Here is a 19,556-nt window from a genome sequence, read left to right on the forward strand (position 1 = left end):
TGCTGACGGGATGATGCTCAGTCCTTGGCCAGGCGGTATTCGCCGGTCTTGGGATCCTGGACCAGCGTGCCGTTGGTGCCGTTGGCTGCCTGCTTTTCGGTGCGCCGCACCTTGGCGGTCACACGTTCGGCCTCGCGGACGAAGGTGCGGTAGCCGAAATAAGCGGCTGCGCCGACAACTGCGAAGAAAATGATCTGTGGCATTTCAAAGCTCCTCCCTCGCAAGGCGGCAAGGCAGACTGTCAAGCCCTCATGCTAGACGCTTTCCCTGCTTTTTCAAAGCCCGAAGCGCGCCCACAATGCGCGCTCTTCCGCCGCATCGATCACGCCGCTTGCGGCGGCGGCGGCAATATCGGGCGCTGAAAAGTTCGAGCCGAACAGGCCGATGCGGCCAAACAGGCCACGCGGCGCGGTGACCAGCCTGAGCTGGGTTTTCGCGCCGAAGCGGGTTTTCAGTACCGTGCGCATGTCGCTCAACGCATCGACGAGGCCAAGCTCCAGCCCTTTCTTGCCGGTCCAGAACAGGCCGGTGAACAGGTCCGGATCGTCCTTCAGCTTGGTGCCACGGCGTTCCCTGACCAGGTCGATGAAGGTCTCGTGCACTTCCAGCTGCAGCGCCTTCAGGCGCTCGACGTCTTCCCTCTTCTCCGGCTTGAACGGGTCGAGCACCGCCTTGTTCTGGCCGGCGGTGTGGACGCGACGCTCGACACCGATCTTCTTCATCAGTTCGGGAAAGCCGAACGAGGCCGAGACGACGCCGATCGAACCGACGATGGAGGACGGATCGGCAAAGATCTCGTCGCCGGCGACCGCGATCATGTAGCCGCCCGAGGCCGCCACATCCTCGACGAAGACCAGCACCTTCTTGTTCTTCTCGACCGCGAGGTCACGGATGCGCTTGAAGATCAGCCGCGACTGCACCGGCGAGCCGCCAGGCGAATTGATCGAAATGGCGACGGCGGGCGCATCGAACAGGAACGCCTTTTCGATGAGGGCGGCGGTGGACGCCAAGGACAGGCTCGGCCGGAACGGGCCGCCGCCGGCCATGATGGTGCCATGCAGCCTGATGACGGGAATGGTGACGACGCTGGATCGCCAGGATTTCGGCAGCAGGCGGTTGAAAAGGCGTTTCACGAGGTGGCTGTCTCCAAATGGCTTCAACGCATGTAGGGATTTGCCGGTCAACGGCAATGCTGCAATCCATCTCAGCCAACTGTGTGCCGGTTTTGCGGCAACGACACTGACGGGCCTAAATCAATCGCCAAACAGCGACGCCAGTCCGTTGTTGATCATCTCGGTTCGTTCCGACGGGCCGTCGCCCGTTTGCCCATGCAGCATCAAAGGCTGGCGGATCGACAGCTTGCCGCGCGCGCCGAGCGCTGCCCTGACGACAATGCGGATTGCGGCTGCTTCCGGGCGCGGATGCACGGCCAGCATCTCGGCGTCGCCGAAGCGGCCCGACAGCGCATGGAGGAGGTCGCCAAGCTGTTCCGGCCGCGCAATGACGGCCAGGCCCCCGCGCGGCTTGGCGACGGCAGCCGCACTTCGGATCCAGCTCTCGAACAGCCCGTCGTCCATGACATGCGCTTGCCGCCGCAGCGGATCTGGCGTGGCGCGGTCCTGCGCCGCGTTGAAGGGCGGGTTCATGATGACGAAATCGAAGGAATTGTCGGCAAGGCCGGCTTGCGTCCGCGCCCGGCCCGACAGCGTGACGTCGGCGGTCAGCACCGAGGCGCGATTGCCGAGATGCGCATTGCCGGGATGGGCGAGCGTGGTTGTGGCGAAGCCTGCCATCTCGGTCGACCGTTCGACGAGCACGACCTGCGCCTCTGGGCAGCGCGACAGCACGGCAAGACCCGCCGCACCGGCGCCGGCGCCGAAATCGGCGAGGCGTCCAGCAAAGCCGGATGGAACTGCTGCCGCCAGCATCATGGCATCCATCCCGGCGCGATGCCCTGTCCTGGGCTGGACCAGCCAGAAGCGGCCGCGATGGAAGGCATCGACCGTATGGGCCGGCGTATCGCTGGTAAGCGCGCTCGCTTCAGCCATTATGTCTGGCGGATTTCGTTCTCGATGCCGGCGTCTTTCAAGATGCGCCGCGCCTGATCGGCCTGGTCGGCATCGACCATGACGCGCTTCTGCAAAAGACCGATCGACCCTTCGAGAATGCTCATGTTCTGGTCGGCGACGAAGCAGGCAATCCCGGCATCGCGCATCAGCGATTCGACGAAGGAGATGATCACGGCATCGTTGGTGCGCACGAGTTCTATCATCGGACGAAGTTCGCAGGTTGCAGCGTTGATGTAAACGCTGGAGCATGGCGCCGAAAAGTGTGGAGCGGTTTTCGGGCAACGGCATGCGGTCGCTAAGGTTGACACGCCGTCACCGCAGCCGCGCCAATTCGCCTCTTGCCGTGCCCGTATGTGCCGCCCTAGAGTCCCAGGCGGGACCAGGGTGCCGTCGCACGCGTGATCAAAGACGGGAGTGTTTGTTGGTGGGTGTCGTTCTCAACATCGAAAACGGGAAGCGGGAACCCGCCTCCATCAAGGATCTCATCGACCTGACAGCAGCCGATATGGGGCGCGTCAACAAACTGATCCTGTCCAAGGCCGGCTCCGACGTCGAGATGATCCCGGAGGTCGCCAATCATCTGATCTCGTCGGGCGGCAAAAGGCTGCGTCCCATGCTGACGCTCGCGGCGGCCCAGATGTTCGGCTATTCCGGCGAGGGCCACGTCAAGCTCGCCACCGCGGTCGAGTTCATGCACACCGCCACGCTGCTCCATGACGATGTCGTCGACGAGAGCGGCATGCGGCGCGGCAAGAAGACCGCCCGCATGATCTGGGGCAACCAGGCGAGCGTGCTGGTCGGCGATTTCCTGCTCGGCCAGGCTTTTCGCATGATGGTCGATGTCGGTTCGCTGGAAGCGCTCGACATCCTGTCCAGCGCCGCCTCGATCATCGCCGAGGGCGAGGTGATGCAGCTGGCGGCAGCCAAGAACCTGGATACCACCGAGGACGAGCATTTCGCCGTCATCAAGGCCAAGACCGCGGCGCTGTTCTCGGCTGCCGCCGAGGTCGGCCCGGTCATCGCATCGGCGACGCGCAACGATCGCGCCGCCTTGCGCTCCTACGGCATGAATCTCGGCCTTGCCTTCCAGCTCATCGACGATGCGCTGGATTATGGCGGCTCCAGCCAGGAGCTGGGCAAGAATGTCGGCGACGATTTCCGCGAAGGCAAGGTTACACTGCCGGTCATCCTCGCCTACCGGCGCGGCACCAAGGCCGAGCGCACCTTCTGGAAGCGCGCCATCGAGGACAATGTCACCGACGATGCCGGCCTGGAAAAGGCGATCGGCCTGATGACCCGCCATGGCGCCATTGCCGACACCATCGGACGGGCCCGCCATTTCGGCGAGATCGCCCGCGATGCGCTGGCACCGCTGGAGGCGACGCCGCAGAAATCGGCGCTCATCGACGTCATCGACTTCTGCATCAGCCGGGTGAACTGACCCGCGCCTGGCGCCAAAGCAAGTTTGCACGCAAAATCGGGCAATCACCGCTCGACAATCGGCAGCAGTGCAAATTATCTATAAAACATGGCAAAGACCGCAGACGACACCATCGCCGTGCGCATCAGCAAGGTGCTGGCGGATCGCATCATATCGGGCGCGATCGAACCCGGCGCCCGGCTGCGGCAGGATCACATCGCCGAGGAATTCCAGACCAGCCATGTCCCGGTGCGCGAAGCCTTCCGGCGCCTGGAGGCGCAAGGGCTGGCGGTCAGTGAGCCCAGGCGGGGCGTGCGCGTCGCCGCTTTCGATCTCGGCGAGGTAAGGGAAGTCGCCGAAATGCGGGCAGCCCTCGAAGTGCTGGCGCTGCGCCATGCCGCGCCGCATCTGACGGCTTCCATTCTCAACCTTGCCGAAGAAGCCACAAAGGCCGGCGACAAATCCCGCGATGTCCGCTCTTGGGAGGAGGCCAACCGCACCTTCCACCGGCTGATCCTGGCGCCCTGCGGCATGCCGCGGCTCATCGCCACCATCGACGATTTGCACGCCGCAAGCGCCCGCTTCCTGTTCGCCGCCTGGCGCTCGGAATGGGAAATCCGCACCGACCAGGATCATCGCGCGATCCTGAGCGCGCTGCGGCAAGGCAACACCGAATCGGCCGCCGCCACGCTTGGCCGGCACGTTCAGTGGATCGGCCAGAAACCGGTCAAGACCGCGTCGGGCAAGATGCGCGAAGCGTTTGCCATCGTCGGGTAGGGACGAAGGGACAAGTCGTCGGATTCCGCGCGTAGCGATCCTTCACACCCCCCTCTGTCCTGCCGGACATCTCCCCCGCAAGGGGGGAGATCAACAGCTTTGCCGTTGCGTTAGTCCTGCAACGTCGGCCATTGGCGAAAGCAAAGGCGACATCCGATCTCCCCACTTGCGGGGGAGATGGCCGGCAGGCCAGAGGGGGGTGCTGTCCCGCCAGCCTTTCCAAATGTCCTTTATTCGACACGCAAGCCCAAGCCTTTTTAGGGGTGAGGGTTGCCATTCCCGCGCAAATATGGATTCGATAATAGATCGAACAACAAAATTATCTATAAATTCAAACCAGCCAGGGAAGCCGCCATGACCGACATCGCCTTTTCGCCGTCCAAGCCGTCCTTCAGCCCGTTGCGCCTGCAAACCCGCTCGCATAGCTGGCAGGCCGCGGCCGTCGTCCTCGGTACGCTGTTTCTGGCGCTGTTGTCCCAGATCGAGGTGCCGATGGTGCCGGTGCCGGTCACCATGCAGACCTTCGCCGTGACGCTGGTCGGCGCACTTTATGGCTGGCGGCTTGGCGCCATGACCATCATCGCCTGGCTCGCCGAGGGCGCCGTGGGCTTTCCTGTCCTGTCCGGAGGGGCAGCGGGCGCGTCGTATTTCGTCGGGGCAACGGGCGGTTATCTCTTCGCCTTCCCGCTCGTCGGCGCGCTTGTCGGCTGGCTGGCCGAACGCGGCTGGAACGGCAACCGCGTGCTGCTCGCCTTCGCCGGCATGGTCCTCGGCAACCTCGCCTGCCTGGTTCTCGGAACGGCCTGGCTCGCCGTCATGATCGGCCTCGAACAGGCCATCGCCTTCGGTTTCCTGCCGTTCCTCGTCGGCGGCCTGCTGAAATCGGCGCTCGGCGCCGCGACGCTCAAGCTGTTTTGGAGCAACAAGGCGGACCCGGCAGGAGCATGATCCCGAAAGTAGAGTCCGGTTTTCGGAAGAGATCATGCTCAAACAAAAAAATGGAGCCCCATCCCGATACCATCGGGATGGAACAGGCTCCGCTGGCGCGTCCTGACCGATGACCGTCCGGCTGCGCTCCCACCATCTGCTTTGCCTGCTGACCTATATCGGCGAAGGGTACAGCGCAGCCTTCGTCGCCAACTATGACGTGATCGCGAAACGTCTGGGCCGGGGCGAGGATATTCTGATCGTCTCCGGCCCCGACGACATCTGTCGGCCGCTGCTCGGCGAGGCCGAGCCCCACTGCTTGCGCGAAAGCGCCGCAGGCCGGGACGAGCTGGCAGCACGCGATGTCGGCAAGCTGCTGACCCGGCCGATCCGGGCCGGCGTCCGCTTCAGCCTCGACGCGGCAACGCTTGCCGCCTTGCGCGCGGCCTTTTCAGCCGGCGTGACGCGTGAGGCCTGCCAGGGTTGCGAGTGGGCCGGCCTGTGCAGCACGATAGCGGCAGGCGGATATCGCGATGTCAGGCTGTAGCTCCCAACCCCGATCTGCTATTGTCGGAACCGACAGTGTCTGCGTCGCCATGGTTTGTTAATCGGGTGACCCGATTGTGAATTCGGCCCGGATTGAAGCCTGACCCCAAAAAGGCCATGCTTTGTCAGGAAACATCGAGTCTATGGCTTCTCCGCGCCGACGCGGGATGGCGCTTGGCTGAAAGGGATACGATGCGGCAAGGACGTGCGCGCTGGCTCGCGGGGCTGGCAATTGTGGCAGGGATGGCGATTTCTCCGCTGCCTGCCTACGCCAAGGAATCGACCGACCCGGTCAAGATCACCTCCTTCTCGGGCGCCTATCTCGCCGCCCGCATCGCCGAAGGCGACAACGACCTCGACAATGCCATCGCTTATTACAAGCAGGCGCTCGCCTTCAATCCCGGCGACACCTCGCTGCAGCAAAGCCTGATGCTGTCGCTGATCGCGCAAGGCCGCTTCGAGGAATCGCTGGTCTATGCCGACAAGCTCAAGGCAGTTCCCGACGTCGAGCGCTTCTCGCGTCTGGCTCTGGCGGTCGATTCCTTCCACAAGAAGGATTTCACCAAGGCGCAGTACTGGCTCAAGCTGTCGCTCGAATCCGATCTCGACCGGCTGATTTCCGGCGTCATGTCCGGCTGGGCACAAGAGGGCGCCGGCGACCCCACCGGGGCGATGGCCTCGATCGACAAACTGCAGGGGCCTGACTGGTTCGGCCTGTTCAAGTCCTTCCACCGCGCGCTGATCGCCGATGCCGCAGGCCTATCGGACAAGGCCGACGCGCTTTATGACGCGACCCTGACCGACGTCACGGCCGGCGGTGCCGCGCCCGAGACATGGATGCGCAACGCCCAGGCCTACGCGTCTTTCCTGGCGCGCAAGGGAAACAAGAACAAGGCGCTCTACGTGCTCGACAAGGCCGAGGCGTTCGCGCCCGGCAAGCTCGACATCCAGGCGCTTCGCGACAGGATCAGCAAGGGCGACAAGATCGAGCCCTTCGTCGCCAGTCCCTCCGAAGGCGCCGCTGAAATCCTGCTCGACCTCGCCATCGCGCTCAATCGCGGCGGCGGCGAGCCGTTCGTGCGCCTTTATCTGCAATATGCGCTCGCGCTCAAGCCCGACAGCGACGCCGCTTTGGTGCAGCTTGCGGCCGTTGCGGAGCAGCTGAAGGACGGCGAAGGCGCCATTGCGCTCTATAGCCGCATTCCAGCCTCCTCGCCGCTGAAGGAGCTTTCCGACCTGCAGCTCGGCCTCAACCTTGCCGATCTCAACCGTCACGACGAGGCGATCGCCCATCTCAAAGCATTCGTCGAAGCTCACCCCGATGACATGCGCGCCTATCTGGCGCTGGGCGGGGTCTATGCCTCGAAAGAGGATTTCCGCTCCGCCGCCACTCTCTACGACAAGGCGGTCGCGGTGCTGAAGACGCCGACCAATGCCAACTGGAACATCTACTATCAGCGCGGCATCGCCTATGAGCGGCTGAAGGAATGGCCCAAGGCCGAACCGAACTTCCTCAAGGCGCTGGAACTGTTCCCCGACCAGCCGCAGGTGCTGAACTATCTCGGCTATTCCTGGGTCGACATGAACATGAACCTCAAGGAAGGCCTGGCGATGATCCAGAAGGCCGTCGACCTCAGGCCGAGCGACGGCTACATCGTCGATTCGCTGGGCTGGGCCTATTTCCGCATGGGCCGGTTCGACGACGCCGTGCGCGAAATGGAGCGCGCCGTGTCGCTCAAGCCGGAAGATCCGGTGCTCAACGACCATCTCGGCGATGCCTATTGGCGCGTCGGCCGCAAGCTCGAAGCCACTTTCCAGTGGAATCAGGCGCGCGACCTGAAGCCGGATCCCGATGTGCTTGCCATTTTGCAGCAGAAGCTGATGAAGGGCCTGCCGCCGATCGAATCCAACACGGCGCAGGAAACCCCGAAGGTCAAGCCGGCCACCCCGCCAGCGCCGAAGGGGTGATCGGGCCATACTTCTGATGAAACGGGGCTCGCTGAGCCCCGTTTTTTCGGCTTGGCGTCTTAGAGCAATTCCAGGAAAGTGTGCGCGGTTTTCCGTTCGGAATTGCGACAGAAACAAAGAGATAGAGACGCCCTATCGCGATCGTCATTCTATGGCGGAGCAAGGAGCGAAGCGACGCGGCGCAGACCCAGCGTTGGCGCTCATTCTAGAACAGCTTTCGGTAGACGACGAACCCCGAGAGATCGCCGATCTTGTCGTAGAGCTTCATCGCCGTGTGGTTGGTTTCGTGTGTCAGCCAGTAGACGCGGCTGGAGCCTGCGGTTTGCGCCCTGGTATAGACGTCTTCGATCAGTGCCCGGCCGACGCCCTTGCCGCGCGACGCCTCATTGGTGAAGAGATCCTGCAGATAGCAGTTCGGCGAAATCGCCGTCGTGGTGCGGTGGTAGAGATAGTGGACAAGGCCGAGAAGCTTGCCTTCGCTCTCGGCGACCAGCGCATGCGTCGGCTCATAGGCATCGAAGAAGCGCGACCATGTCATTGCAGTGATGTCACCGGGCAAGGCGGTCTCGCCCGAGCGGCCGTAAAACGCATTGTAGCCGTCCCACAGCGGCAGCCATTGCTCGTAATCCTCTCGGGTGACGGGGCGTACGGTGAGCTGGCCTTGCATGGCTGAACCTTTGTCGTTGAAGCTGGGCGAGCAAACGGCCACCGGCACCGTCCGGCAATGGGCCAGTCCGAAGCAAAGCGTTCAACCTCTCATCAAGGCGGCGATAGGCGCTGCCTTGACGCCTACCGGCCCGGCAACTAGGGAATGGCATCATTTCAGCGCTTTCCGAGGCCGCCGTGACGTCAGACAGTCCAGCCCATATGCATCCCAGCCGCTCGTTCCAGGGGCTGATCCTGACCCTGCACAATTACTGGGCCGCCTATGGCTGCGTCATCCTGCAGCCTTACGACATGGAAGTCGGCGCCGGCACCTTCCATCCGGCCACCACGCTGCGCGCGCTCGGGCCCAAGGGCTGGAACGCCGCCTATGTCCAGCCCTCGCGCCGGCCCAAGGACGGCCGCTACGGCGAAAACCCCAACCGGCTGCAGCATTATTACCAGTACCAGGTGATCCTGAAGCCCAACCCGCCGAACCTGCAGGAACTCTATCTCGGCTCGCTCAAGGCGATCGGCGTCGATCCGTTGCTGCACGACATTCGCTTCGTCGAGGACGACTGGGCAAGCCCGACGCTTGGCGCCTGGGGGCTCGGCTGGGAGTGCTGGTGCGACGGCATGGAAGTGTCGCAGTTCACTTATTTCCAGCAGGTCTGCGGCATCGAATGCGCGCCGGTGGCGGGAGAACTGACCTACGGCCTGGAGCGGCTGGCCATGTATGTGCAGGGCGTCGACAATGTCTACGACCTCAACTTCAATGGCCGAGAAGGCGCCGAAAAAGTCACCTATGGCGATGTCTTCCTGCAGGCCGAGCAGGAATATTCCAGGCACAATTTCGAATATGCCAACACCGCCATGCTGCTCAGGCATTTCGAGGACGCCGAAGCCGAATGCAAGGCGCTGCTCGCGGCCGGCGCCCCGGCTTCGAACGACAATCTGCCGATGCACCGCATGGTCTTCCCGGCCTATGATCAGTGCATCAAGGCCAGCCACGTCTTCAACCTGCTCGACGCGCGCGGCGTGATTTCGGTGACCGAGCGGCAGAGCTACATCCTGCGGGTGCGCAATCTGGCGAAGGCCTGCGGCGAGGCATTTTTGCAGACCCAGGCCGGCGGGCTCGCCGCCTGAGGCTCACTTCATCATTTCGAGGGAAATGTTGATTGGGGCCAACATCGGGCCAGTCGACCCCGCCATGGTCCGCATAGCCTGCCGTACGCCCGGCATCGAGAAGGCGCCATGCACCTGCGCGGCGAAACAGGCGCTGAGCGCGATGATCTGGAGAAGTCTCGATGCCGTTTTCATGGTCGTTCAGCCAATAGGTCCCTGCCTGAGCGTTGGTCGCTTCAGCGCTGCGTTTGGTTCATGGAAATCTTTGATCAAAGGACGGGCGGGCTGGTTGCGGCCCGACAGGGGGGGTCAAAATTCCTGGAAACAGCGGTCAGCCGAGTTGCCATGCCCTCTTACCTCCCCCTAGATGGGGGAGGTCGCCGCGAAGCGGCGGGTGGGGGTGACAGCGCGACGTTCCATGCCAAAACTCGATCGATTCAAGCTGCAGTCTGCGCAAAGGCTTCGCGCGGCGATGACCGACGAGGAACGCATCCTGTGGCGGCATCTGTGGCGCATTCCAGTAGAAGGCACTCATTTTCGCAGGCAGGCGTCGGTAGGCGTTTACTTCCCTGATTTCATCTCCCACCGGCTGAAGCTGATCATTGAGGTGGACGGTGCCCATCACAGCTTCGATGACCAGCTGCGCCATGACGAGCGTCGAACGAAATGGTTCGAGAGCCAAGGCTACCGCGTCATTCGCTTCTGGAACCATGAAATCAAAAACGAACTGGATTCCGTGCTTGATACGATCTATGCGGCGGTGGAAGAACGAAAATCACACCTGCGTTTGCGCGATGGTGCCGAAGGTATCGGCGGCTGAGAGGTCGCCACCCCACCCCGGCGCTACGCGCCGACCCTCCCCATCAAGGGGAGAGTGGGAGCTTAACCATGCCAGACCTGCTCTTAGAACTTCGCTCCGAGGAAATCCCCGCCCAGCCGCGCGTCCGCAGCGCCGGAGGCGCGAGGACGCGCAATCAGGAAGAAGGCATGCGGGTGGAGAAACTCTGATGCCTGATCTTTTGCTAGAACTTCGCTCCGAGGAAATCCCNCGCGCAACCGCAGCGCCGGAGGCGCGAGGACGCGCAATCAGGGAGAAGGCATGCGGGTGGAGAAACTCTGATGCCTGATCTTTTGCTAGAACTTCGCTCCGAGGAAATCCCCGCCCGACCGCGCAACCGCAGCGCCGGAGGCGCGAGGACGCGCAATCAGGGAGAAGGCATGCGGGTGGAGAAACTCTGATGCCTGATCTTTTGCTAGAACTTCGCTCCGAGGAAATCCCCGCCCGGCCGCGCAACCGCAGCGCCGGAGGCGCGAGGACGCGCAATCAGGGAGAAGGCATGCGGGTGGAGAAACTCTGATGCCGGATTTGTTGCTGGAACTTCGCTCCGAGGAAATCCCCGCCCGTATGCAGCGCAAGGCGGCGGGCGATCTCAGGAAGATGCTGACCGACGGTCTGGTCGAGGCGGGTCTGACCTATGACGCCGCGCGCGAATACTGGACGCCGCGGCGCCTGGCGCTCGATGTCAGGGGCCTGACCGCGCGCTCGAAGGATATCCACGAGGAGATCAAGGGGCCGTCGACGACGGCGCCGGAACAGGCGGTGCAGGGCTTTCTGCGCAAGGCAGGTCTTGCCTCGGCTGCCGAGGCGCATGTCCATTCCGATCCGAAGAAGGGCGACTTCTACGTCGCCCATATTTCGAAGCCGGGCAGGGCGGCGGAAGAAATCATCGCCGAACTGGTGCCGGCCATCATTCGCGGCTTCCCCTGGCCGACATCGATGCGATGGGGGCCGGCTTCGGCGAAGCCCGGTTCGCTGCGCTGGGTGCGGCCGCTGCAGACGATTCTGTGCACCTTCGGGCCGGAGACCGAGGAGCCGGTGGTGGTCGATTTCGAGATCGATGGCATCCGCTCGGGCAATATCACCTACGGCCATCGTTTCATGGCGCCGGGTGAAATCACCGTGCGTCGCTTCGAGGATTACGTGACCAAGCTGGAAGCAGCCAAGGTCGTGCTCGACGGCGACCGGCGCAAGGAGATCATCCTTGCCGACGCCCGCAACCTCGCCTTCGCCAACGGGCTCGATCTGGTCGAGGACGAAGGGCTGCTGGAGGAAGTGTCGGGCCTGGTCGAATGGCCGGTGGTGCTGATGGGCGAATTCGAGCAGGCCTTTCTTGCCATTCCGCCCGAGGTGGTGCGGCTGACCATTCGCGCCAATCAGAAATGCTTTGTCACCCGTCCGCAAGGCGACGGCGAAAACCTTTCCAACCGCTTCATCCTCACTGCCAACATCGAGGCGAAGGATGGCGGCAAGGAGATCGCGCACGGCAACGGCAAGGTGGTGCGTGCCCGCCTGTCGGACGCGCTGTATTTCTGGAAGACCGACCAGGGCGATCTGCCGGATCTGGAGCAGCTCGAGGCGTCGGCGAAGAAATTCGGGCTCGATCTGAAAAAGCCGCTCGACCAGCGCATGGCCCGCCTCGACCATCTCAATGTCACCTTTCACGCCGAGCTCGGTACGCAAGGCGATCGGGTGGAGCGGATCAAGCGGCTGGCGCAGGAGCTGGCGCCAACAGTGGCGCAGTCGATCTCCCCCCTTGAGGGGGAGATGGCCGGCAGGCCAGAGGGGGTCGCTTCGGCTGCCGCGACGCCGTCCGGTCTCTCGAAGAAAGAGGGAGTTGGCACTCCACGCGAGACGACCCCCTCTGTCGCCTTCGGCGACATCTCCCCCTCAAGGGGGGAGATTACCGCGCTCGCCGCTCGCGCCGCCGTGCTGGCCAAGGCTGATCTCACGACAGAAGCAGTGGGCGAGTTTCCGGAACTGCAAGGCGCAATGGGCCGCAAATACGCGCTGCTGCAGGGCGAGCATCCGTCCGTGGCCGCGGCGATCGAGGAGCACTACAAACCGCAAGGTCCGTCGGATAGCGTGCCGACCAATCCGGTGTCGATTGCCGTCGCGCTGGCCGACAAAATCGATACGCTGGTCGGTTTCTGGGCCATTGATGAAAAGCCGACGGGGTCTAAGGACCCTTACGCGCTGAGAAGGGCCGCGCTTGGCGTGGTGAGAATCCTGATCGAGAATGGGATCTCACTGCCGCTGACATCGCTCTTCGATAGTGCCTATCAAACGGCGAGTTATCTCGCGTCCAAGGCTGGACGGGCATTTGGGCCCGACCTCCTCGCCTTCTTCCACGACCGCCTGAAAGTCTATCTCCGCGACCAGGGCGCTCGGCATGATCTCATTGACGCCGTGCTGGCAGGTGGTGGAAGCGCGCCAATCTCCCCCCTTTTGGGGGCGGCGAAGCCGACAAAGGGGGGCGCTGTCCCGCCGACCTCTCATTCTGGCGCGCCCCCCTCTGCCCTGCCGGGCATCTCCCCCACAAGGGGGGAGATCGGCCAATCGCACTCGGATGACCTCCTGCAGATCGTGCGCCGCGTCGAGGCGCTAGGGTCCTTCCTCGACACCGAGGACGGCAAGAACCTGCTCGCCGGCGCCAAGCGCGCGGCCAACATTCTGGCTGCCGAGGAGAAGAAGAAAACGCGCGTCGCCGCGACTGTTGAGCCGGCGCTGTTTCGCGAGGAGGCCGAGAAATCGCTGTTTGCGGCGGTGAATCAGGCGGAGAGAGAAGCCGGCGAAGCGATTCAAAACGAAGACTTTTCCGCCGCCATGCTGGCGCTTAGCTTGTTGCGTGAACCGGTTGATTCATTCTTTGAACGCGTTCTCGTGAATGATGAGGACCAGGCCGTGCGCGCCAACCGCCTGGCGCTGCTGGCTCGCATCCGCACGGCCACCGATCAGGTCGCGGATTTTTCCAGAATAGCTGGCTAAGGGACGGACAAGCCCGAACACGGGCGGCGTTCACACGCCGCCCGTCTTGTTTTCAGTCCTCCCGAGGCTGACTCCGTCAGTCCTCCAAAATGCTGACATGCACGCTGTCTGAATAGACGTCGACCTGGATCAGCGGCTCGCCATTGACGATGGCGTTCCGTGTCGAGGAGCTCATCGCGCCACCGCGCTTCAGCATGCGTTCCAGATACGCGCGATCATCGTTGCTGCGGAACCAGTCATCGCCCTGGTCGTCGGCATCGCGCCGGTGGAACTTGTGCCAGTTGGCACGGTCCTGCCGCACCATCTGTGCTGCGCTGCTCAGCTCATAGCCGTCGCTGGCATGGTGGTCGCGATCGGAAATGCGCGCGACGTAGGACCCTAGCTCGTCACCGGCCTGCGCGCCGCCGACACCTATAGGTGACGCCAGCAACAGGCCGGTAATAGTCAAAGATTTCGTCATGTTCATGATAACCCCTCGCTCTCCTAGAACCCGGCGCGCTCATGCCAAACCCGATTGGCGAAATTGGGGCCGCCGCCGCCAAGCCGATCCTGCGCCGGGGCGTCGATCGGCGTCAAGCGGCATGGATCGGCCGACTGTCTTGGCCGACTGTTTTGGCTGAATGGCCTACTCGGCTTTGCCGACGCCCTCGATCGGCTGCTGCGGTGTTGCTGCCGGCTGCGGCGCTGCCGGTTGCGACTCGGGCTTGCCGTTCGATGCCGTTGCAGTTCCGGCTGGTGCGGTCTCTGCCGTCGGCTCAGTCGCCGGCGCCGCGGCGCTCGCCCTGGCCGGAGCCGGCGCGGCGAAGGCGCCGCCGACGATGCCGCCGCGAATGATCATCGGGTCCTGGCCGTGCCTAGGCTTTTCGGGGATCGCCGCGACCTTTTCATAAGTCACATCGGGCTGGGCATCGCCGAGTGCGACGATCGATGGCGACGAGGCGATCCTGACCGGTTCGGATCCGCCAACCTTGATGACCGATGGCGTCGAGGTCGAGACGCCGAGAAAGACGATCGACGAGGCGTGCGCCCCACCGGTCATCGCCGCCAGGGTGAAACCAAGCGCTCCAAGCACACGCATCGACATCGAAACCGTCCCCTTGCCCGACAAGCCGCCAGCCCTAACCGCAAATAGCCTTAACCCCAGTGGATTGATGCCGGCTTGCAGGGAAACGTAGCATTTTAGGCATTGATAATTCGCCAACGCCGGCTTGCCCGAAAACCACTGCCGTATTAGAGCAATTCCAGGAAAAGTGAGTAGCGGTTTTCCGTCCGGAATTGCGCAAAAACAAATACTTAGAGCGTTTCAGCGAACCGCTGAACCGCTCTAATGCATGTCGCTCAAAAGTGGCCCCGGTTTTGAGAGAACGACATGCATCAAAACAAAGACCTAAAGCGCGTCGCATGAATCCGGTTCAGCGCGACGCGCTTTAGGTCCGGTGCCTGTGAGGTGAAGCGAGTGGCTGAGATACTATCCGTCGGCGAAGCGATGGAGCAGGCGTTGGCGCTGCTTGAGGGCGGCGACGTCGTCGCCATCCCGACGGAGACCGTCTATGGACTGGCCAGCGACGCGACCAATGGCGTCGGCGTCGCCCGCATTTTCGAAGCCAAGGGCCGGCCGCGCTTCAACCCGCTGATCGCCCATGTCGCCGATCTGGCGATGGCCGAGCGCATTGCGATCTTCGACCCGCTTTCGAAGCGGCTGGCCGAGGCGTTCTGGCCGGGGCCGCTGACGCTGGTGCTGCCGCTCCGACCCGGCAACGGCATCCATCCGCTGGTCACCGCCGGGCTCGATACGATCGCGCTGCGCATGCCGAGGGGGTTCGGCGGCGAGCTGATCGCCAGACTCGGCCGGCCGTTGGCCGCGCCCAGCGCGAACTCTTCGGGCAAGATCAGCGCCACGACCGCGCAAGCCGTCGCGGCCGATCTCGGCGCCAAAATCCAGCTGGTGGTCGATGGCGGCGCCACCCCGGTCGGGCTGGAATCGACCATCGTCAAGGTCGAAGGCAACAGCGTGCGGCTGCTGAGGCCAGGCGGCATCGCTGCCGCCGATATCGAGGCCGTCACCGGCATTAAGCTGCAGCGCGGCGCGACAGCCGGCATCGAGGCGCCCGGCATGCTGGCGTCGCATTATGCGCCGCGCGCATCGGTGCGGCTCGATGCACAGAGTGTGGCTGAAGGCGAGGCCTTGCTGGCCTTTGGTGGCGACCGCGCCGAAGGCTGGCAAGCGGCGGCCGCCTTGCGCAACCTGTCCGCGTCAGGCGATTTGCGCGAAGCCGCAAGCAATCTGTTCGCGTATTTGCAGGAACTCGACCGCAGCGGTGCGGCGACGATCGCCGTCGAGCCGATCCCGTTCGATGGGCTCGGCGAGGCGATCAACGATCGGCTGTTTCGTGCCGCTGCCCCCCGTGACAAGCTCGATTGAGCGCCATAGTTTGCGCCCATGAACGACGCACCCTTCGACCTCGATCCCGCTCTCATCGCCCGCTTCGCGGCAATCGTCGGCGACAAATATGCGCTGCGCGACCAGGCCGATATTGCGCCGTATCTGACCGAGCGGCGCGGCCTATGGCACGGCAGGACCGCCTTGGTGCTGCGCCCCGGCAGCGTCGACGAGATCAGCCGGATCGTGCGCCTGGCGAGCGAGACGGGAACGCCGGTCGTGCCGCAAAGCGGCAACACCGGGCTGGTCGGCGCCCAGGTGCCTGACGCATCCGGCCGCGAGATCGTGCTTTCTTTGTCGCGGCTGAACCGCATTCGCGAGATCGACGTCTTCTCCAACACGGTAACAGTCGAGGCCGGCGTTATCCTGCAGACGCTGCAGGAAGCGGCCGATGCCGCCGACCGGCTGTTTCCGCTGTCGCTCGCCGCGCAAGGGTCCTGCCAGATCGGCGGCAATCTCTCGTCCAATGCCGGCGGCACCGGCGTGCTTGCCTATGGCAATGCGCGCGAACTCTGCCTCGGCGTCGAAGTGGTGCTGCCGACCGGCGAGGTCTTCGACGATCTGCGCAAATTGAAGAAGGACAACACCGGCTACGATCTGAAGAACCTGTTCGTCGGCGCCGAAGGCACGCTCGGCATCATCACCGCAGCGGTGCTGAAACTGTTTCCCAAGCCCAAGGGGCGCGAAGTGGCCTTTGCCGGCCTGTCGTCGCCGGAAGCAGCGCTTTCGCTGTTCAGCCTGGCGATGGACCGGGCAGGGGCGGCACTCACCGCCTTCGAGCTGATCGGCCGGCGTCCGTATGATTTCACGCTGCGCCATGCGCAGGGCGTCACGCGGCCGCTGGCGCAGGATTGGCCATGGTATGTGTTGATGCAGGTGTCGTCGGGCCGTTCAGCCGAGGACGCCAGGGGGCTGATCGAAGAAGTGCTGTCGGCAGGCCTCCAGCAAGGCATCGTCGGCGACGCGGTGATCGCGGCCAGCCTGGCGCAGGGCGACGCGTTCTGGAACTTCCGCGAGGTGCTGCCGGATTCGCAAAAGCCCGAAGGTGCTTCGATCAAGCATGATATTTCGGTGCCGGTGGCATCCATCCCGGCGTTTATCGAAAAGGCGGCCGGTGCAGTGGCTTCGGTCAGTCCGCAGGCGCGCGTGGTCTGCTTCGGTCATATGGGCGACGGCAATCTGCACTACAACATCTCCCGGCCGGAGGGCGGTGACGACGAAGCGTTTCTCGGCCTCTACCACGCCATGAACCATGCCGTGCACGATGTCGTGCGCTCCTTCCACGGTTCGATCTCGGCCGAGCATGGCATCGGCCAGTTGAAGCGCGACGAACTGATCGCCACCGCGCCGCCAATGGCGATCGAACTGATGCGCCGGGTGAAGGCCGTCTTCGATCCGGCCGGCATCATGAATCCCGGTAAGGTTATCTGATCCTTTCAACATTTTGTGGCTGGTTTCATTCCGATAACCATCGCCTGAGATCAGCAAAATTTAACTGACTTTCTTAAGCCGCGCGGCAGAAGCTCGCGCTAATGTTTCACACAACGAGGCCGGGAAAACTGGCCCGGTGGGATCCGTGAAAGCGGCTCTCAGGAGAAACACAGGAAGGCAGCAGATGAACAGTGTATTGAAGCCCGTCTGGGCCGGGCGCAACATGCGCCTCGACCCATTCCGCCTGCCGCAAGTGGTGAGCTATGCCACGCGCGACGACTATGGCGACGTTACCTTCACCATCGACCAGCGCGGCGCCGTCATCCGCCGCACGCTCGAGATGAGCGGCGTGCCGGCGATCATCGCGCTGCCCGCCAACGCGTTTCGCGGCGTCGCCGCCCGCGCGATGGAGGATGCGCAAGGCAATGTCACGGTAACCCTCGAACTCCTGCACAACGACCCGATGCTGTCGGTGCCGCTGCTGGTGGCCGACGATCTCGACGACGTCGCCGCCGACTGGCGCGCCTGGGCCGACGCCTACCGGCTGCAGATGCTGCTGATCGAATCCGACGGCATTGCCCGCACGCTTGAGGAATCGCTCGGCGCCGCCATCAAGGCGCTGCCGGCCAAGGATCGCCGCAAGGGCCGGGTCTCGACCACGCGCCGCCCGCGCTTCCTCGCCCGCCGCAGGGCCGGCAATCTCGGGCTGAGACTGGTGATCGACGGCCAGGAGATTATTTCGCGGGAGTAGCTTGACCGGCGATTGGCGAAACCGCCGACGACAGCCTTCTTCTCCCCGTCACTATACGGGGGTTGAGGAGCGGTCCGCGTAGCGGACGAAAAGCCAATTGCTTGGCTTTTCGAGTGACCAACGCCCTGCAGGGCGATGAGGGGCGGCGCTGACCGAGGCATTTCTCGCAATATCGCCGCTGTGCATCTCACCTCAACTGCAAAGATTGGCGCTGCCCCTCATCCGGCTGCCGCTGTCCAGCCGATAGATGGGTAACACTTTGAACCGGATACATAGGTGACACTTCTCTCCCCCTATGCGTCCGCCNCCAGCCGATAGATGGGTAACACTTTGAACCGGATACATAGGTGACACTTCTCTCCCCCTATGCGTCCGCCGCAGCGCCAAGCGGATTGGTTGGCGCGGCGCTGCGGCGGACAAGCTTCATGTGCCGTGTGTCGATGATGCCGAGCGGGTGGGCATGGAATGAGAGTGTCCATTGTCCGTCTTCGGTCTCCAACGCAGCGACCGGTTCGCCCGCCAGCGCTTGCGAGACATATATGAAGCCGCCATTCCATCGGATCTCGCCATTGTGGCGCACGCGGCGGACCGAGGCCTCGGCCGGATAGACGGGCTCGGGTGGTGTCCTGGGCATGGCGCGCTGTGAGGACCGGTAGTGCTGGGCGGGCGTATCCATGCCCAGCGCCTCATGGGGACGTTCCTCATTGTAGCTGTGGCGGAAGGTCTCGAAGGCCTGGCCCTGTGCCGTTCGGTCGGCTTCCGGTGCCTCGGCCATCGGCAGCATGGTCAGGTGAAAGCGCTCGTGACGTCCGTTCTGCTGTGGCCTGCCGGGTGCGATCCGCTCCAGGGTGATGCCGAGCTTGATGAAGCGCACGACAAGCGGCGTCAGCCCGGTGACGCCGGCCGATGCGAAGGGCGGGCCATTGTCGCTTCTGAAGCGATCCGGCAGGCCATGCTCTTCAAACAGCCGTTCGAACACCGGCCAGGCTTCGCTATCGGCCGTCGACCCCGTCGCTTCGAGCGCCAGAAGATAGCGGCTCGACGCATCCATCACCGTCAAGGGTTCGCAACGCCAGCCGTCGCGGGTCCGGAACCAGCCCTTGTGATCGCCAGTCCACACCGCGTTCGGTTCTTGCGGCTGTGGCCAGGGTCCATTGCCGCAGGCCCGCAGGCGGGGTCGCTTGCGGGCGCGGACAAGCCCATGCCGCGCAAGGATCGCGCCGACCGTCGAGGCTGAAGGCCACATGAACTCGGGAGCCGTGCGCCTGAGCCGTGCCACGATCTTCTTTGGACCCCAAAGCGGATGCAGCTCCTTGGCCGCCACAATCCGCTCAACCAGATCCTGAGCTGTCGCACGGCCATGATTGAGCGGGGCTCGCGGCAGGTCGTGCAAACCCTCAGGCCCAAACGTCCGATAGCGTCCTAGCCATTTGTAGCCGTTCTTGCGTGAGATCCCGTAGGCCGCACAAAGCGCAACCATCGTCTCATCCCCAGAAAGACACTCCACAACAAACCGTAGCCGCTCGTCCATGATGCCAGTCTCTCGCCAAACCATCGCCGGTCCTCCGGCGGACAAGAAAACTGTCACCCATGCTATCGGTCCATTCTGTTACCTATCTATCCGGTTCGGACAC

The 19,556-nt window shown here is 63.6% G+C and carries 19 protein-coding genes; 11 read left to right on the plus strand and 8 right to left on the minus strand.

Features of this window, described 5'->3' with window-relative positions; genetic code table 11:
• Window positions 1-17: 17 nt before the first annotated feature.
• From X730_RS155025 to X730_RS155010, 4 genes are all read right to left on the minus strand, one after another.
• Entirely contained in the window at window positions 18-203 is a 186-nt protein-coding gene (locus X730_RS155025) for a membrane protein (protein ID WP_023668475.1), read from the minus strand.
• 72 nt (window positions 204-275) lie between these two features.
• The gene (locus X730_RS155020) at window positions 276-1,133 is read right to left on the minus strand and encodes a S49 family peptidase (protein WP_023668474.1); all 858 of its coding nucleotides are present in this window, start codon (window positions 1,131-1,133) and stop codon (window positions 276-278) included.
• 120 nt (window positions 1,134-1,253) lie between these two features.
• Window positions 1,254-2,048 (minus strand): methyltransferase, encoded by a 795-nt coding sequence (locus tag X730_RS155015; protein ID WP_023668473.1) that lies wholly within the window; start codon window positions 2,046-2,048, stop codon window positions 1,254-1,256.
• Window positions 2,048-2,272, minus strand: a complete 225-nt coding sequence (locus X730_RS155010; RefSeq protein ID WP_023692106.1) for a DUF2007 domain-containing protein — start codon at window positions 2,270-2,272, stop codon at window positions 2,048-2,050. The genes X730_RS155015 and X730_RS155010 overlap by 1 nt, the downstream gene beginning before the upstream one ends.
• A 221-nt stretch (window positions 2,273-2,493) precedes the next feature.
• Here X730_RS155010 and X730_RS155005 point away from each other — a divergent pair, with 221 nt between their 5' ends.
• The 5 genes from X730_RS155005 to X730_RS154985 all read left to right on the plus strand — a co-directional run bounded on the left by X730_RS155005 (window position 2,494) and on the right by X730_RS154985 (window position 7,707).
• Complete coding sequence (locus X730_RS155005) at window positions 2,494-3,510, plus strand: polyprenyl synthetase family protein (RefSeq protein ID WP_023668471.1); 1,017 nt, start codon at window positions 2,494-2,496, stop codon at window positions 3,508-3,510.
• 87 nt (window positions 3,511-3,597) lie between these two features.
• Window positions 3,598-4,266, plus strand: coding sequence for a GntR family transcriptional regulator (locus tag X730_RS155000; RefSeq protein WP_023687112.1), 669 nt, complete (start codon window positions 3,598-3,600; stop codon window positions 4,264-4,266).
• Window positions 4,267-4,620: 354 nt separating this feature from the next.
• Window positions 4,621-5,214 (plus strand): biotin transporter BioY, encoded by a 594-nt coding sequence (locus tag X730_RS154995; RefSeq protein WP_023826012.1) that lies wholly within the window; start codon window positions 4,621-4,623, stop codon window positions 5,212-5,214.
• Between the two features lie 109 nt (window positions 5,215-5,323).
• On the plus strand, window positions 5,324-5,740 hold the full coding sequence (locus tag X730_RS154990) for a DUF1284 domain-containing protein (RefSeq protein WP_023740684.1): 417 nt from the start codon (window positions 5,324-5,326) through the stop codon (window positions 5,738-5,740).
• A 191-nt stretch (window positions 5,741-5,931) separates the two neighbouring features.
• Window positions 5,932-7,707, plus strand: a complete 1,776-nt coding sequence (locus tag X730_RS154985) for a tetratricopeptide repeat protein (RefSeq protein WP_023709651.1) — start codon at window positions 5,932-5,934, stop codon at window positions 7,705-7,707.
• A gap of 205 nt (window positions 7,708-7,912) precedes the next feature.
• Here X730_RS154985 and X730_RS154980 read toward each other — a convergent pair whose 3' ends face one another.
• Window positions 7,913-8,374, minus strand: a complete 462-nt coding sequence (locus tag X730_RS154980; protein WP_023826013.1) for a GNAT family N-acetyltransferase — start codon at window positions 8,372-8,374, stop codon at window positions 7,913-7,915.
• A 176-nt stretch (window positions 8,375-8,550) separates the two neighbouring features.
• Here X730_RS154980 and X730_RS154975 point away from each other — a divergent pair, with 176 nt between their 5' ends.
• From X730_RS154975 to glyS, 3 genes are all read left to right on the plus strand, one after another.
• Window positions 8,551-9,495 (plus strand): glycine--tRNA ligase subunit alpha, encoded by a 945-nt coding sequence (locus tag X730_RS154975; RefSeq protein WP_023687115.1) that lies wholly within the window; start codon window positions 8,551-8,553, stop codon window positions 9,493-9,495.
• Between the two features lie 397 nt (window positions 9,496-9,892).
• Entirely contained in the window at window positions 9,893-10,294 is a 402-nt protein-coding gene (locus X730_RS154970) for a DUF559 domain-containing protein (RefSeq protein ID WP_023692101.1), read from the plus strand.
• Between the two features lie 537 nt (window positions 10,295-10,831).
• The gene (gene glyS / locus X730_RS1000000165240) at window positions 10,832-13,300 is read left to right on the plus strand and encodes a glycine--tRNA ligase subunit beta (RefSeq protein WP_023826014.1); all 2,469 of its coding nucleotides are present in this window, start codon (window positions 10,832-10,834) and stop codon (window positions 13,298-13,300) included.
• A 76-nt stretch (window positions 13,301-13,376) separates the two neighbouring features.
• On the opposite strand, the gene X730_RS154965 is transcribed toward glyS, so the two are convergent.
• The gene (locus tag X730_RS154965) at window positions 13,377-13,766 is read right to left on the minus strand and encodes a hypothetical protein (RefSeq protein ID WP_023826015.1); all 390 of its coding nucleotides are present in this window, start codon (window positions 13,764-13,766) and stop codon (window positions 13,377-13,379) included.
• A gap of 159 nt (window positions 13,767-13,925) precedes the next feature.
• Window positions 13,926-14,384, minus strand: a complete 459-nt coding sequence (locus tag X730_RS154960) for a hypothetical protein (RefSeq protein WP_023706636.1) — start codon at window positions 14,382-14,384, stop codon at window positions 13,926-13,928.
• Between the two features lie 372 nt (window positions 14,385-14,756).
• Between X730_RS154960 and X730_RS154955 the strand changes: the two genes are divergently transcribed.
• From X730_RS154955 to X730_RS154945, 3 genes are all read left to right on the plus strand, one after another.
• Complete coding sequence (locus X730_RS154955) at window positions 14,757-15,722, plus strand: L-threonylcarbamoyladenylate synthase (RefSeq protein WP_023709889.1); 966 nt, start codon at window positions 14,757-14,759, stop codon at window positions 15,720-15,722.
• Window positions 15,723-15,740: 18 nt separating this feature from the next.
• Window positions 15,741-17,171: an FAD-binding oxidoreductase gene (locus X730_RS154950; RefSeq protein WP_023826016.1), complete on the plus strand. Its 1,431-nt coding sequence runs from the start codon at window positions 15,741-15,743 to the stop codon at window positions 17,169-17,171.
• A gap of 184 nt (window positions 17,172-17,355) precedes the next feature.
• Window positions 17,356-17,922 (plus strand): DUF6101 family protein, encoded by a 567-nt coding sequence (locus X730_RS154945; RefSeq protein ID WP_023668457.1) that lies wholly within the window; start codon window positions 17,356-17,358, stop codon window positions 17,920-17,922.
• Window positions 17,923-18,286: 364 nt separating this feature from the next.
• Here the strand turns inward: X730_RS154945 and X730_RS154940 are convergent, their stop codons facing one another.
• Complete coding sequence (locus X730_RS154940) at window positions 18,287-19,477, minus strand: integrase core domain-containing protein (RefSeq protein WP_023826017.1); 1,191 nt, start codon at window positions 19,475-19,477, stop codon at window positions 18,287-18,289.
• Window positions 19,478-19,556: the final 79 nt, after the last annotated feature.

Source organism: Mesorhizobium sp. L103C131B0 (assembly GCF_000502275.1).
Lineage (GTDB): Bacteria > Pseudomonadota > Alphaproteobacteria > Rhizobiales > Rhizobiaceae > Mesorhizobium.